Origin of the sequence: Sphaerisporangium sp. B11E5, assembly GCF_039871875.1 — a bacterium.
GTDB lineage: Bacteria > Actinomycetota > Actinomycetes > Streptosporangiales > Streptosporangiaceae > Sphaerisporangium.
Window position 1 is genome coordinate 282,511 of sequence record NZ_JBDPMD010000003.1, and the last position, 13,905, is coordinate 296,415.

Annotated in this window: 13 protein-coding genes; 10 read left to right on the top strand and 3 right to left on the bottom strand. The window is 69.9% G+C overall.

The window, feature by feature from the left end; translation table 11 throughout:
• Window positions 1–143: 143 nt before the first annotated feature.
• From ABGB17_RS05085 to ABGB17_RS05110, 6 genes are read left to right on the top strand one after another with little or no spacing between them, the layout of a single operon-like run.
• Window positions 144–764, top strand: coding sequence for a hypothetical protein (locus tag ABGB17_RS05085; protein ID WP_347626598.1), 621 nt, complete (start codon window positions 144–146; stop codon window positions 762–764).
• Window positions 749–1,795 (top strand): polyprenyl synthetase family protein, encoded by a 1,047-nt coding sequence (locus ABGB17_RS05090; protein ID WP_347626599.1) that lies wholly within the window; start codon window positions 749–751, stop codon window positions 1,793–1,795. The genes ABGB17_RS05085 and ABGB17_RS05090 overlap by 16 nt, the downstream gene beginning before the upstream one ends.
• Window positions 1,792–2,757, top strand: a complete 966-nt coding sequence (locus tag ABGB17_RS05095) for a hypothetical protein (RefSeq protein ID WP_347626600.1) — start codon at window positions 1,792–1,794, stop codon at window positions 2,755–2,757. Before ABGB17_RS05090 ends, ABGB17_RS05095 begins: the two co-directional genes overlap by 4 nt.
• Window positions 2,750–3,451 (top strand): lysophospholipid acyltransferase family protein, encoded by a 702-nt coding sequence (locus tag ABGB17_RS05100; RefSeq protein ID WP_347626601.1) that lies wholly within the window; start codon window positions 2,750–2,752, stop codon window positions 3,449–3,451. Before ABGB17_RS05095 ends, ABGB17_RS05100 begins: the two co-directional genes overlap by 8 nt.
• A complete protein-coding gene (locus ABGB17_RS05105) occupies window positions 3,451–4,938 on the top strand; it encodes an AMP-binding protein (protein ID WP_347626602.1) in 1,488 nt (495 codons plus the stop codon). Before ABGB17_RS05100 ends, ABGB17_RS05105 begins: the two co-directional genes overlap by 1 nt.
• A gap of 55 nt (window positions 4,939–4,993) precedes the next feature.
• Entirely contained in the window at window positions 4,994–6,814 is a 1,821-nt protein-coding gene (locus ABGB17_RS05110; RefSeq protein WP_347626603.1) for a hypothetical protein, read from the top strand.
• A 77-nt stretch (window positions 6,815–6,891) separates the two neighbouring features.
• On the opposite strand, the gene ABGB17_RS05115 is transcribed toward ABGB17_RS05110, so the two are convergent.
• Both ABGB17_RS05115 and ABGB17_RS05120 read right to left on the bottom strand, forming a co-directional pair.
• Window positions 6,892–7,668, bottom strand: a complete 777-nt coding sequence (locus tag ABGB17_RS05115) for an ABC transporter permease (protein ID WP_347626604.1) — start codon at window positions 7,666–7,668, stop codon at window positions 6,892–6,894.
• Entirely contained in the window at window positions 7,665–8,618 is a 954-nt protein-coding gene (locus tag ABGB17_RS05120) for an ATP-binding cassette domain-containing protein (protein WP_347626605.1), read from the bottom strand. Before ABGB17_RS05120 ends, ABGB17_RS05115 begins: the two co-directional genes overlap by 4 nt.
• Before the next feature lie 50 nt (window positions 8,619–8,668).
• Here ABGB17_RS05120 and ABGB17_RS05125 point away from each other — a divergent pair, with 50 nt between their 5' ends.
• The 4 genes from ABGB17_RS05125 to ABGB17_RS05140 all read left to right on the top strand — a co-directional run bounded on the left by ABGB17_RS05125 (window position 8,669) and on the right by ABGB17_RS05140 (window position 12,794).
• On the top strand, window positions 8,669–9,415 hold the full coding sequence (locus tag ABGB17_RS05125) for a TetR/AcrR family transcriptional regulator (protein WP_347626606.1): 747 nt from the start codon (window positions 8,669–8,671) through the stop codon (window positions 9,413–9,415).
• Between the two features lie 143 nt (window positions 9,416–9,558).
• The gene (locus ABGB17_RS05130) at window positions 9,559–10,515 is read left to right on the top strand and encodes a hypothetical protein (protein WP_347626607.1); all 957 of its coding nucleotides are present in this window, start codon (window positions 9,559–9,561) and stop codon (window positions 10,513–10,515) included.
• A gap of 104 nt (window positions 10,516–10,619) precedes the next feature.
• Entirely contained in the window at window positions 10,620–11,228 is a 609-nt protein-coding gene (locus ABGB17_RS05135) for a TetR family transcriptional regulator (RefSeq protein ID WP_347626608.1), read from the top strand.
• Window positions 11,229–11,282: 54 nt separating this feature from the next.
• Window positions 11,283–12,794: an MFS transporter gene (locus ABGB17_RS05140; RefSeq protein WP_347626609.1), complete on the top strand. Its 1,512-nt coding sequence runs from the start codon at window positions 11,283–11,285 to the stop codon at window positions 12,792–12,794.
• Between the two features lie 65 nt (window positions 12,795–12,859).
• On the opposite strand, the gene ABGB17_RS05145 is transcribed toward ABGB17_RS05140, so the two are convergent.
• Window positions 12,860–13,903, bottom strand: coding sequence for a MupA/Atu3671 family FMN-dependent luciferase-like monooxygenase (locus tag ABGB17_RS05145; RefSeq protein ID WP_347626610.1), 1,044 nt, complete (start codon window positions 13,901–13,903; stop codon window positions 12,860–12,862).
• Window positions 13,904–13,905: the final 2 nt, after the last annotated feature.

The window sequence follows — 13,905 nt, forward strand, 5'->3', positions numbered from 1 at the left end:
GCCGAAGTAGACGCACATCGTTTGCTGTCGGTTGACCGCCCGGGAAAGCCGGGTCCAAGCAGGTGGGAACGATGGATAACGGCGAACGTGCGGACCGGCCACCGCCACCGGGCTACGTCCGGTCCCCCGAATACGACCCGGACATGGAAGCGGTGCGATCGATCTGGACGGCCCCGCGGGTCATGGGGATCGCCGGCGCACTGATCTTCCTCACGTATCTCACCCTGCCCGTCCTCACGGACGTGCGCGCCCGCGAGGGACGGATGGCCCGATCGGTGCTCGACGGCAAGGCTGAGAAGCGCTTCTTGCTCCGGTTGCTCGGCATGTCTACCGACAACGCCTGGAGCGGAGGGATCAGGAATCCCCTCGTCGTCGACGCCGCGTGCGCGCTGTCGTCGAGGCATCTGGCATTCGCGGGCATGCGCCCCGGCCACATCCAGTTCATGGGCGGGCTCATCGCCATCGCTCCACTGATGGCGGCCCCTGGTGACCGGCGGACCGAGGAATGCGCGCGCTACTGGCGGTATGTCACCGCCGCGATGGCCCTGCTCCACTGCCGTCTGGCCGACGAGTCCACCGTGACCGCGTTCTGCACGGCCTACGTGTCGGCCTACGCCGGACCTACTCCCGAGGGCGGGCAGATGATCCGCGCCCTGGCCGCCCGCCATCCCGCGTACGTTACCGCCGCGCTGCCTCTGCTGTTTCCCACCTCCCGAACCGTCGCACAGACAGCCCTGAGGAATACACGATGCTCACAACACTGACCGCTCGTTTCGAGGCCTCGCTCACAGAGATCGACCGGCTCGCCCTCGCGGAGGTCACCCGGTGGCCGTGGGAGGACCTTCCCCCGATGGAAAAAATGCTCTGCACGCAACTCGCCCGCCCCGGCAAGCGGCTGCGACCTCTGCTGATGCTGGCGACGGCCGGCCTCCCAGCGGAGGGACTGCCCTGTCTGTATCCGGCGGCGGTCGCGGTTGAGTTGTTCCATCTCGCCTCCCTCATCCTCGACGACATCCAGGACAACGCCGAGCTCCGCCGCGGGGAGCGTGCCGTTCACACGACGTCCGGCACCAGCATGGCCATCAATCTGGCCGGGCTGCTGCGCACACTCTCCTACCACCCGGTCCATCGCGCGGAGAACCTTCCCGCGAGCGATCGACTCAAGATCCATCGACTGCTGGACACGGCCGCGACCCGGCTGTTCATGGGGCAGACAATCGACATCGGGTGGGATCTCGGCTGGTACCCGGAGCCGGCCCGCTTCCCGTACGAATCGATGATCGCGCACAAGACGGGCGGGTTGTTCGGGTGCGCGGCCCGTATCGGCGCCTTCCTGGCCGGCCGGGACGAACACGCGGCCGAGGGATTCGGTGCCCGGGCGGGCGCCTTATACCAGATGAGCGACGACTACGATGACGTCTTCGCCGGCGATCCAGAACGGTCCGAGGACCTTCGTGAGGGCAAGTACACGTGGCCGCTGATCGAGTTACGGTCCCGTCTTCAGCGGACCGCTCCGGCCACCGCCGCCGAAGTGACCCGCTGGCTACGGGAAGGCACACACCAGCGGGAGATCGTCGATCTCATGCGCGACCATGGCGTCGACACCGGCTTGCGAAGACGCCTCGACGAGATGGCGCACCATTTGGTCATCGAGGCCCGCGAACTCACCGCGGGCCAGGACGGACGTACTTCGCCCTCTCCGTCCCCTCTGGAGATGTTCGCCCGCGTGATTGCCGGTTCCGCCACGCGATCGGGCGGGCAGTCCGCGGTGCCCACCATCGGGGTCGCGCCATGACCGCCGAGACCACCTCCGACCTGTGGTCGTTTCGGGCGCAGGCGCGTGTTGTGAGGACCTCGGGCCCCTTCGCACGTCACTTCGTCCGGCACGCCGCGCGCCAGCCGTATCGCCGGGGCCTTCCGGTTCACGGGGAGACCTCTGGGATCCGCGTCAAAGCGCGCATCCGCGCCGCGCTCTACGACGCCGTCATCAATCTGTTCCTGGACGGGTACACAGAGTTGGCCGGGCATCCACTGCGACGGGAGACCGGCCCTCTCATGATCCGCCTCAACCGGTTGATCAGTGCCTTCGACGACGCATATGAACGGGGACTCACGGCAGGTGGGTCACTGCGGTTCGGTGCGGTCTTCGCGGAGGCACGTGTGCAGGAGCGGCTCGACGTTCTGGTCGGATTCTTCGGACAGCATCCTGAGCGGTTCGCGGTCAGGGACTTCCTCATGGCGAGGATCTCCAGCCAGTACCACCGTTACGTCAAGATCACCACCGCTCCACCGGCCAGCCGGTCATTCCAGGAGGACCTCGAAAGCGCGGTGCTGGACTCAGGCGGATTCGCCGAATGTTTCGCCCACGTCGTGGCCATCCTCCATGGGGCGCGAGCGTGTGAGCGGACCACCGAGCAGTTCGGGCACGTGGGGATCCTTGCCAAGCTCGCCGACGACGTGGTCGACTTCTGGGACGATCTGGCGGCAGGGCGGATCAACTTGCTGGCCAGCCTGATCAGAGAGCATCCGGACGAATATCAGCAGCTTACGGTAACAGCGCCGCAGCAGCGCCGGACGGGCATCGGATGGTGGCGCGCCACCTGCCCGGCGTCGTTCGAGCGGTTCACCGCCCTTGTCAGCGAGCACAAGGCGGCGGTCCTCGCGCCCTCACTGTCGCTTGCCTGCGACATCATGCTCGTCCAGGTGAGACAGGGTGCCCCAATGCTACGCGGCGCACCGGCGGGCATCCGTGTCTGATCCTCGACCGGCGATCAACCGGCTGCTGCAAAGGGTGTTCCCCGGGCCGCTGATCCGGCTGATGTTCCGGCCCGTGGTCGATGGGCGCGCCAACCTGCCCTCGTCCGGTCCGGGAACCGGTGAAGGGCTGATCATCGCCTGCAATCACCTGTCCTTCCTCGATCCGGTGCTCGTCCAGCTGACCGTGCGGCACCCGATCGTGTTCCTGGCCAAGAGCGACTACTTCACGGGGTCATCCCGCCTGTTCCTCGGGGCGCTTCTCTCGGCCGCCGGCATGATCCCGGTGGACAGGCACGGCGGGGACGACGGGGAGAAGGCACTCGACGCCGCTGCCGCAGTGCTGGGACGCGGCGGGTTCGTCGGCATCTTTCCCGAGGGAACCCGTTCACGTGACGGACTGCTGCATCGTGGCCGGACCGGTGTCGGCCGTCTCCACCTGCGGACCGGCGCCGCGGTGGTACCCATTGCGCTGCTCAACACCGACGCGATCCTCCCCGCGGGCAGGATCGTCCCACGGCTGCGTCGCGCGCGCATGCGATGCGGGGAACCCATGTTCTTCGAGGACCTTCCCGCGACATCGGACACCGCACGTGCGAGCCGCCTTGTCACCGACGCGGTGATGGGCCGCCTACAGGAACTTTGTGATCGCCCGTACGACGATACCTACGCCACCCGCTTCACTGGGACCGGCTGATGCTGCGCGCCCTGGCCCGCAGCGGCCTGCTTCGCCCGAACTCGCCACGAAGGCTGGGAGCCCAGGCGTGGGCGCTACGCCGTTGGGGCACCGGCCCTGAGGGGTTGTTGCGCGCCGCAGCCGCGCGGTCGCCGGACCATCCCGCTCTCATCGACGCCGTAGGCGAGATGTCCTACGCCGAGTTGCTCGCCGCCACCGAGCGGCTCGCCCACCGCTTGCGCCTGGCAGGTGCCCGGGGCGAGGACATGCGGGTCGGTGTGCTCGCACGAGGTCCCCGCGAGACCGTGCAGGCCCTGCTCGCCACGCTGACTCTCGGCTACGACGCCGTCCTGCTCAACCCGCAGCTGCGGCCTTCCCAACTCGACCGCCTCACCGCCGCCCTCGGACTCCGTCACCTGAACGCCGTCCCGGGATTCCCTGGCCTTCCCGAACCGGCCACCCTCCGCACGGCACCCACGCATCGGCCACCGCCCAGACGTGGACGGGTGACCGTCCTCACCGCCGGGACCACGGGCACGCCGAAGAGTGTCATGCGACCTCCTCGCTCCCGGTTCACCTCCCTCGTGGGCCTGCTGGAGCGGGTCCCGCTCACCGTGGACGATCGCGTCGCCATCGCGGTGCCCCTGCACGGGATGTGGGGACACGCGGCCATGCATACCTGTCTCGGCCTCGGGGCGACGATGGTGCTGCGTGACCGCTTCGACGCGGCGGAACTACTGGGCACGGTCGTCTCACGACGCTGCAGCGTGCTCGTCACCGCCCCCGTCGTGCTCCAACGCGTCATGGAACTCGCCCCTCGGCCCACCGCGCTCCGCCTGGTCGCCGTGGGCGGATCGGTCCTGCCGACAGGCCTCGCCGAGAGCTTCATGGATGCCTACGGCGACATTCTCTACAACATCTATGGATCATCCGAGGTCGCCTGCGCGTCGATCGCCACGCCGGCCGACCTGCGCGGCGCTCCGCAGTCAGCGGGCCGCCCACCGCGGGGGACCACTGTGACCATCCGGGACGCCGGCGGTCGCGAACTGCCACCAGGGCGGACCGGCCAGGTGTTCGTGCGCAACCGCATGATCTTCACGGGTTACCTGTCCGGGCCGTCGGGTCCTCGATCGGCTGCGCACCCGACCGGCGACCTCGGGCACATCGGCGCCGGCGGGCTACTGTACATCGACGGCCGGGAGGACGACATGATCGTCTCAGGCGGTGAGAACGTCTTCCCCGGGCCGGTGGAGCGGCTGATCGAGGAACTGCCCGAGGTCCGCGAGGTCGCGGTCCTCGGGGTGCCCGACGACGACTTCGGCCACCGCCTGATCGCCTTCGTCGTCCTGCGCTCAGGTACCGCCCTGGCCCCCGACACGATCCGCCAGTACGTCCGCGACCGGCTCCTCCCTCCGTCCGTACCGCGTGAGGTCATCTTCGTGGCGCAGCTTCCCAGAAATGCGGCAGGCAAAGTGGTCACGTCCCTGCTGCCCAGAGAGGAACAGTGATGGTCCGCGTAGCCATGAGCGCGCGGAGTCGTTTATCCTCCCTCGCGGAGGACCCATGGCTGCTCCGGATCCTGTAGACCCTGCCTTAGCCGCCGGTCTAGGCCCCGACTCCGCGGACACCCTGCGACGGTGGGCGCAACAGAAGCTGCTGCGCTTCGAACTCGAACGATGGTTCGCGAACGGCAGGTCGGGTGCGCGAGTCGCCCTGGTCCGGGCGACCCACCGGACGAAGGGGACGGTCAAACTCGTTCTCAAACTCGTCACGCCGAGCGGCGACGACTTCAGCGAGACCGAATACGCCAGGAACCATCGTGCGCTGGAGGAGGCACCCCACGTCTGGCGGTCCCGGCTGCCCTCGACGGTCCACGACCCGCTCCCTGTCGTCATGCAACACGCGGACCGGCGTTACCCGTGGATCTTCTTCCAGACCCTCGCCACCGGCAGGCTCGACGACTACAACACGCTGACCGCGCTGCTGGACGCAGTGCTGCGCCCCAGCGAGACCCGGCCCGGCATCGCAGCGTGCGATGCCGACATGTTCGCCGCCGTATGCCGGCGCGTCGTCAGTGGGGTACTGGCCGAGTGGGCCGTGTTCCCCACCCGTGACGAGGGACCCGCAGAGCCGGTCGCCGCCTTCCTGCGGCGGCACTTCGGCACGCGGCTCACGCCCCCGCCCTCGTTGAACGACGGGGCCATGTGGACCTTCCCCGCGGAGCCGGAACCGCTTCCCAACCCGCTCCGCCTGCTGCGGGACGATTCGCTGACCGCGGGCGTCCGGGTCCCGGTGCTCCTCGGGCGGACCCATGGCGACCTGAACAGCGAGAACGTGCTCGTTCAGGTGAACCCCGTCGACCCCGGCAAATTCGCCCTGATCGATCTGGCCAGGTACGAGTCCCGTGGCCCTCTCACCCGTGATCCGGTATACCTGCTGCTCTATCTCATCGGCCAGTCGATGAACGACCTCTCGTCCATCCAGCGGAGCGCACTCATCGACGCGCTCGTCACCCATGCGGGGGACGGCCATGCCCGCCTCCCCGGGTGGCTCGGCAAGCTGATCGACGGCATACGCGCGCCCGCGCTGGAGTGGATAGAGCCCACCGGCTATCGCGGTGACTGGCAGCGCCAGAGCCTGCTCTCCACCGTGGCGTGCGCGCTTCTCTTCCTCGACCACCCGTCAGTACGGTCGCAGGACCGTGAATGGTTCCTGCGCCTGGCCGCTCGCGCCGCCCACAGCTTCCTCACCAGCGCGGACATCACCCCGCGTGGAGACCACGTCCCGGCGCCCGTGACGGGCCCGCAGGAACCCAAAATCGGCACAGCACGGTCGTGGCCCAGCCGACTGTCGCGCGGCTCTCTCGCGCTGGTGACGACGACTGTCGTCCTCGCGAGCGGCGGGATCCTCTCGTACGTCAACTCGCGAGGTGGCGATCATGGCGACGGTCAGACGAGCAAGGCGAGTAGCGCCGGGCCGGCGACGTCCTCGGCGGCCACCGCCGCTCCAGCGATCACCAAACCACAGCAGAACGCCCGCATTCGATACCGCGGCATGCTTTCGGTAGCCGGAACGGGACAGAGCCCTGGCAACGGTCACCAGCTCTGGCTCTTTCTCTACATGGACACGAACGGCAGGTACTGGACCGGAGATTCGCCCGATATGGCGGGTGGAATGCGGTTCACCGGCACAAGCTGGACAGCCAAGATCTACGTCGGCGGCGCCGCACCCGGCGACTTGTTCACGCTCTACCTTGTCGAGCTGAGTCCGCACGCCATCGAGGTGCTTGAGGCGTCCACGACCGAGCAGGACACCGGCTTTCCCAACCTCCAGTTCGCCGAAGGGGTGAAGATCGTCGACTCTGTCGAGATGGTGGGAATGTGACGGGTAGCCCACGGCCGGGCAGAGGCGGGTGGACGACGATCAGGTTCACAGGCATGGCTCGGCAGCGGGACGCCGTGTCAGGCCGATGTCCTGCGGCGGAACAGCAGGGCCGCGGCCGGGATGCTGAGCAGGACGGTGGTGGCGAGCCAGGTGGCGGCGAGTGCGGGTGAGGAGCCGGCGGGGCGGTCGAGGAGGAGGGCGCGCAGGGTTTCGACGATCGGGGTGATGGGCTGGTTGGCGGCGAAGTCGCGCAGGAAGGGGGGCATGGTCTCGGCGGGGACAATGCCGTCGGAGAGGTAGGGGAGGAACAGGACGACGAAGCTGAAGGCGCCCGCGGCCTGGACGGATCTGACCAGCAGGCCCCACAGGACGGCCAGGGACGACAGGGCGAGGACGTAGGCCGTCACGACGGCTGAGGTCAGGAGCCAGCCGGCGGGGGTGGGGGCGGGGCGGAAGCCCAGGATGACGGCGGCTGTCAGCGCGAAGGCGCAGGCGGCGACGTTGCGGATGACCGAGGCGACGACGTGGGCGGCGGGGACGGTCCAGGCGCCGATGGGGAGGGTGCGGAAACGGTCGATCATGCCTTCGGTCATGTCGGAGGCGACGTTCACGGCGGTCATGGCGGCGCCGTAGCCGCCAGCCATCAGCAGGACGGCGGGGACCACGAAGTCGATGTAGGCCAGGCCGCTGGAGCCGGTGGTGATGGCGCCGCCGAAGACGTACACGAACAGCACCATGATGACCACCGGCAGCGCGGTGTTCACGATGAGGCCGTCGAGGACGCGTGTCTCGCGGCGCAGGTTGCGGACGACGAGGCGGCTCAGGTCGCCGGTCGCGGTGACGACGGCGCTCATGCCGCGGCCGCCGTGAGCTCGAAGAAGACGTCGTCGAGGGTGGGGCTGCGCAGTTCGACGTGCTCGACGGCGATGTCCGCCTTGTGCAGCAGGTCCAGCGTGCGGCGCAGGTGGCCGGGGCCCTGGACCGCCAGCGTGACCTCGCGCGCCGTCGTCTCGCTCACCGCCTCGCCGAGCACGGGCGCGACGCGGGGCACGTCCTCGGGCCGGGACAGGCGCAGCACCAGACGTTCGGTGCCGACCTGGCGTTTCAGGGCGGCGGGGGCGTCGTCGGCCACGACGCGGCCGGCGTCGATCACCACGATGCGGTCGGCGAGCTGGTCGGCCTCCTCCAGGTACTGCGTGGTGAGCAGGATGGTGGTGCCGGAGGCGAGCAGTTCGCGGATCACCGACCACAGCTCGGCCCGGCTGCGGGGGTCGAGCCCGGTGGTGGGTTCGTCCAGGAAAAGGATGCGCGGGCCCGCCACCAAGCTCGCCGCGAGATCGAGCCTGCGGCGCATGCCGCCGGAGTAGGTCCCGACCCGGCGGTTCGCGGCCCCGGCCAGGTCGAAACGCTCCAGCAGCTCCTGTGCCCGCCGCCGCGCCCCCGACCGGCCGAGGTGGTACAGGCCGGCGAACAGTTCGAGGTTCTCCCGCCCCGTGAGCAGGTCGTCCACCGTGGCCTGCTGGGCGGTCAGGCCGATCATGCGGCGCACCGCGGCGCCCTCGCGCGTGACGTCGTGCCCACCCACGGCGGCGGTGCCGCCGTCCGGCGCGAGCAGGGTGGTGAGCACGCGCACGGTGGTGGTCTTGCCCGAGCCGTTCGGGCCGAGCAGGGCGAGCAACGTGCCGGTGGGCACGGTCAGGTCGATGCCGGCCAGCACGGTGGTGCCGCCGAACGACTTCGTCAGGCCCCTGGCGACGATGGCGGACGCCGAATCTGTGAATGGCGTACTGTGTATGGCGTTCATAGTTTTCAGGTTATTGCACAATCCCTGGAGCGGGTCAAGGAGGGATCGCGATGACACAGGAACAGCCGCCGTCCGTGGTGGAGCGCATGTGGGGCCGTGAACCGGTGACGCGCCGGGGGCCGCGGCCGCGGCTGGACCTGGCCACGATCACCGCCGCGGCCATCGAGATCGCCGACGCGGACGGCATCGCCGGGGTCTCCATGGCGAGCGTGGCCTCACGGGTGGGGGTGGCGGCGACCGCGCTGTACCGGTACGTCGGCAGCAAGGAGGACCTGCTCACCGCCATGGCCGACGGCGTCGCCCCGCCGCCGCCCGAGCCGGAGGGCATGCCCTGGCGCGACTACCTCGCCCTGTGGACCAGGACCCAGCGCGACCTCCTGCTGGACCACGTGTGGCTGCTGTCCATCGCCCAGCTCACCCCGCCGCTCGGCCCCCGCCGCCTGCTCTGGCTGGACCGCGCGCTCGCCGCCCTCGACGGCACCGGCCTCGGCCACGGCGAGAAGATCAACGTGGCCACCGCCCTGACCGGGTACGCGCTCACCGACGCCGCCCTCGTCCACAACCTCGGCGGCGAGACCGACCTCACCGGAGCCGCCGAGTACGGCGACGTCCTCGCCGGGCTCCTCGACCCCGGGACCTACCCCGCCCTCGCGGCCGCGGTACGCGCCGGCGCCCTGCACGGCGCCGAGGGCTGGGTCGACGACACCGACTTCGTCTTCGGCCTCGACCTGCTCCTCGATGGCGTCGAGGCCCTGATCACCCGCCGCACCCGCCGGTCCGGCTCCACGTCCGCATGAGCCGGGCCCACTGGAGGTGACAGGCGGGAACCAGGGTTCACCGCCAGGGCCACACGGATACGAGCGGCACGCCACCGGGGCGATGGTCGTAGAGCCGGGCGTCCGCCGGGACGCGCCGCCTACGACATGAAGGGTCGGCAAGCATGCGAAGCTCAGGGAGAAGGTTCATCGCGCTGATCGCCGCGGTGATGTCGGCGCTGCTCATCCTCACGATCTCGCCCACCGCCGCCCTCGCCGACGAGGGCGACTGGTACGACACCCTGCCGACCAACGTCGTCACCAACGACACGCCGGCGGCGGGCACCTACAACAACGGCGCCAGAATCATCGTGTACCGCAACAACGAGCGGTTGTATTACGTCATCAACGCCGGGGCCGCCGTCGAGATCCCCGGCGGGGCCCGCACGACGGCCGCACCCACGCTCGCCATGTGGAACGACATACCGGTCGTGTTCCACGTGGGCACCAACGACAGGCTGTACTACGCCCTCTACATCAACGGGAATTGGGGCTCCTGGCTCGCGCTGCCCGGCAGCGTGCTGACGCGAAGCACCCCTTCCCTCACGGCGTTCAACAACCACGCGTTCCTGCTGGTGACCTTCCGCGGCACGAACAACCACATCTACACGGGATGGATGGACACGAGCCTCGTCTGGCACGGAGGCGGTGAGATCCCGGGCGCCACGACGGAGAACTCCCCCGCCGTCGGGGTGTACAACGGGGCGGAGTTCCTGGCCATGCACCGGGGCACCAATTCCCGGCTCTACGTCAGCTTCGGTTACTTGCGGCCCGACGGGACCCTCTTCTGGAACAACTGGTTCGAGATCCCGGGCGGCGGCATATCACAGTCCAGGCCCGTCGCGACGTCCTACGGCAACGGCATGATCGACGTGGCCGTACGGGCGTACGACGGCAGCATCTGGTGGCAGCAGTACAGCCCCAGGAGCGGCTGGTTCGTCAACTGGCAACCGGTGCGCGGTGGCGAGGTCAGCCCTTCGGCCCCCTTCCTGTGGACCTACCTCGGCATCCAGGCCGTCCTGTACATCCGCGGGCTCCCCAGCGGGATCTTCGGCAAGACCCTGTCGGACAACAACCGATGAGGGCCAGGCGGCGCCGAGACGATCGTGCCGCCGCGCCTCAGCTGATCGGCCTCGGGCCGGAAGCGCCCACGCTGGTGGCGGGAGCGGAGAAGTAAGGTAGGCGGGTGGCTCGGCAATTCCTCACGCGTGCGCTGGTCGTGGCCGCGGGGCGGCGGGTGGCGGAGGCGGAAGGGGTGAGTGGTCTCACCATCCGGCGGGTGGCGGCCGAGCTGCACGCCACGCCGATGGCCATGTACCGGCACGTCAGGGACAAGCGGGAGCTGGTCCTCGCGCTGCTGGACGACGTGGCCGAGGGGCTGCCGCCGCTTCCCGGGGAAGGCGGCACGCCACAGGAGCGAATCGTCGCGGCCTTCACCGCGGTCGACGCCTACCTCGCGCGGCACGTCTGGGTCGTGGACATCCTGCGGGAGGGTGAGCTGTTCTCGGCGCGCGCCGCCGAGCTGTTCCCCTGGACCCTGGACCGCTTCGCCGAGCTCGGCCTGGACGACCGGCAGGCCACGCAGGCGTACATGACCTTGTGGTGGTTCGTCCTCGGCCACCTGGCCTTCCTTCCCTCCGCCACGCCGGAGCGGCGGGAGGCCAGGACCGGCCTTATGATGAAGGCCGTGGACGATCCGGAGCGGGTCGGACGGGCGATGCGGTCCTTCGACCACGATGCCGGCTTCCAGCAGGCGTTGCGCCTGATCGTGGCGAGTCTGGCCACAAACCGATAATCCTTTTCATTTACCCCTCTTTCCGGCCAGGTCCCCGATGTGTACTTTGTACGCATGAGTCGTTCACACCGCGCCGGGTGGACCGTGGCCCTCGTCTGCGTCGCCGCGGTGCTCCTCACTCTCGACGTCACGATCGTCAACGTCGCGCTCCCGCGGATCGCGGCCGACCTCGGCGCCCGGCTGGACGGCCTGCAGTGGGTGGTCAACGGGTACACGCTGGCCTTCGCCGCACTGCTGCTCACCGCGGGGTCGGTCTCCGACCGCGCCGGCCGCGTGGGGATCTTCACCGGCGGCGTGGCTCTGTTCACGGCCGCGTCGGCGGCCTGTGGCCTGGCGTGGAGCCCGGTCTCCCTCGCGGCGTTCCGCGTCGCGCAGGGCGCGGGGGGCGCGATGGTGATGGGCACGGCGATGGCGCTCATCGCCGGGGCTCATCCGCCGGGGCGTGCCAGGCAGGCGGCGATCGGCCTGTTCGCCGGGGTGGGCGGTGCCGCCGCCGGCCTCGGCCCGCTCGTCGGCGGTGTGGTCGTCGACACCCTCGGATGGCGGTGGATCTTCTTCATCAACCTGCCCGTCGGGCTCGCGCTGGTCGCCGGCGCGTCGCTGTGGCTGCGCGAACCCGCCCGAGAGGCGTCGTCGCCGGGCCGGATCGACCTGGCGGGAGCGGCCCTCGCCGTGCTCGGGCTGTTCGGGCTCAACTACGCGCTGATCGCCGGCTCGGCACGCGGCTGGGGATCGCCGCAGGTGCTGGGCACGCTGGCGGCGGGAGTCGCCCTGCTCGGGGTGTTCGCCGCCGTCGAGGCACGTCGGCCGTACGCCATGCTGGACGTGCGGCTGTTCCGCTTGCCGGCCTTCAGCGGGGCCGTGTTGCTGACCTTCTTCGCCCGGGTCACCAGCTTCGGCGCCCTGCCCTACCTCATCCTCTGGCTGCAGGGCATGCTGGGCCATTCACCGCTGCAGACCGGGGTGCGGCTGCTCGCCATGACGCTGCCCATCCTCGTCGTCGCCCCGCTGGCGGGACGGCTCGGGCACCGGGTCCCCGCGTCCCGGCTGATGGCGATCGGCTTCGCCCTCATCTGCGTCGCGTACGTGCTCATGGCCCGGGTCGGCCCGGACAGCTCGTGGCTCGTCATGCTGCCCGGGTTCCTGCTCATCGGTGCCGGAGGCGCGCTCGCGTTCCCGCCGCTGCTCGGCGTGACGCTCGACGTGGTGCCCGGCCACCGGGCCGGCATGGCGTCGGGCCTGTCCAACACGTTCTTCCCGCTCGGCACCGCGACCGGGGTCGCCGCCTTCGGCGTCATCTTCGCGGCGCGGACGGACGCCGAGATGTCCGGCACCGCGCCGGCGACGAGGGCGGCGGTCGTGAGTGGCCGCTTCGAGGGGCTCGGCGACGGCCCTGTGCGCGAGCTCGCCGAGGTCGCGTTCACCCGGGCGCTGAGCACGACGTGCCTGGTGGCCGCGGCGGTCGCGCTGGTCGCCGTGGTGACGGCACTGGTGCTCGTCCGCCCGGGGAACACCCGCGAGCCGGGGCCGGAGCTCATATCGGGGGGAGCCCGCGAGACCGTTTGACACGTCCCTACTGGGGCTCAGGTGCCGGCGACATCCGCGACACCTGGAACCGGCGCCCCACGTCGTCACTTGGTGCGGGCGCGGAGCTCGGCGATGTAGGGCAGCGACCGGAGGACCTCGTCGTGCGGTACGCCGTAGTCGATGAGGCAGGCGATCTCGTCCACACCGATCTCTCGCAGCCGGTCCACGGTCTCGAGGCCGTCGGTCACGGTGCCGAACAAGCCGCTGGTCGTGAAGTAGCGGTCGACGGCGTGCTTGATGAGGTACTGCTTGTCCCGGTCCGGCAGGCGGTTCAGGTCGACGCCGGCGGGGAGCAGCGTGGAGGCGGCCTTGATGATCAGGTCGGCTGAGCTGCGGAGGTAGTTGCCGAAGGGCTCAAGCACCAGTTCGCGTACCCGTCCGCGGTCGTCGCCGATCATGGTGTGGAGCATGAGGGCGACGTGGCCGCGGGCGTTCTCGCCGTGTGTCTGGGCCAGCTCCTGCCGGTAGGCGGCGATGTTCCGTGCCAGCGCCTCCCGATCCTGGCCCAGCATGTGCGTCAGCAGTCCCGCGTTCAGCCTGCCGGCGGCCCGGAAGGTCTCGGGGGAACCCGCGCTGGTGATCCACACGGGAAGCTCGGGCTGCACCGGAGCGGGGAAGATGCGTACGCTCTGCTTCTCGCCTGCCCCGTCGGAGAACTCGACCTCGTCGCCGCGCCACAGCCGCCGGACCATGTCGGCCGTCTCCACCATGGCGCTCTTGCGGTCCGCGTAGTTCTCCGGCCGGAGCACGAAGTCCACCGCGTGCCAGCCGGAGGCGAACGACACGCCGACCCGGCCCCTCGACAGGTTGTCGACGACCGACCACTCCTCGGCGATGCGGACCGGATGGTGCAACGGCGCGACCACGCTCCCCGCCCTGATGCCCACCCGCTCGGTCACCGCGGCGACGGCGGCGCCGGTCACCGCCGGGTTCGGGTACAGGCCGCCGAAGGAGTGGAAGTGCCGCTCAGGCGTCCACACCGCCGACAGGCCGTTCGCGTCCGCGAACCGGGCGCTCTCCAGCAGCAGGCGATACCCGTCGGCGCCGGCGGCGCCGCTGTCGGCGAAGAAGAAGAGGCTGAATTCCACAG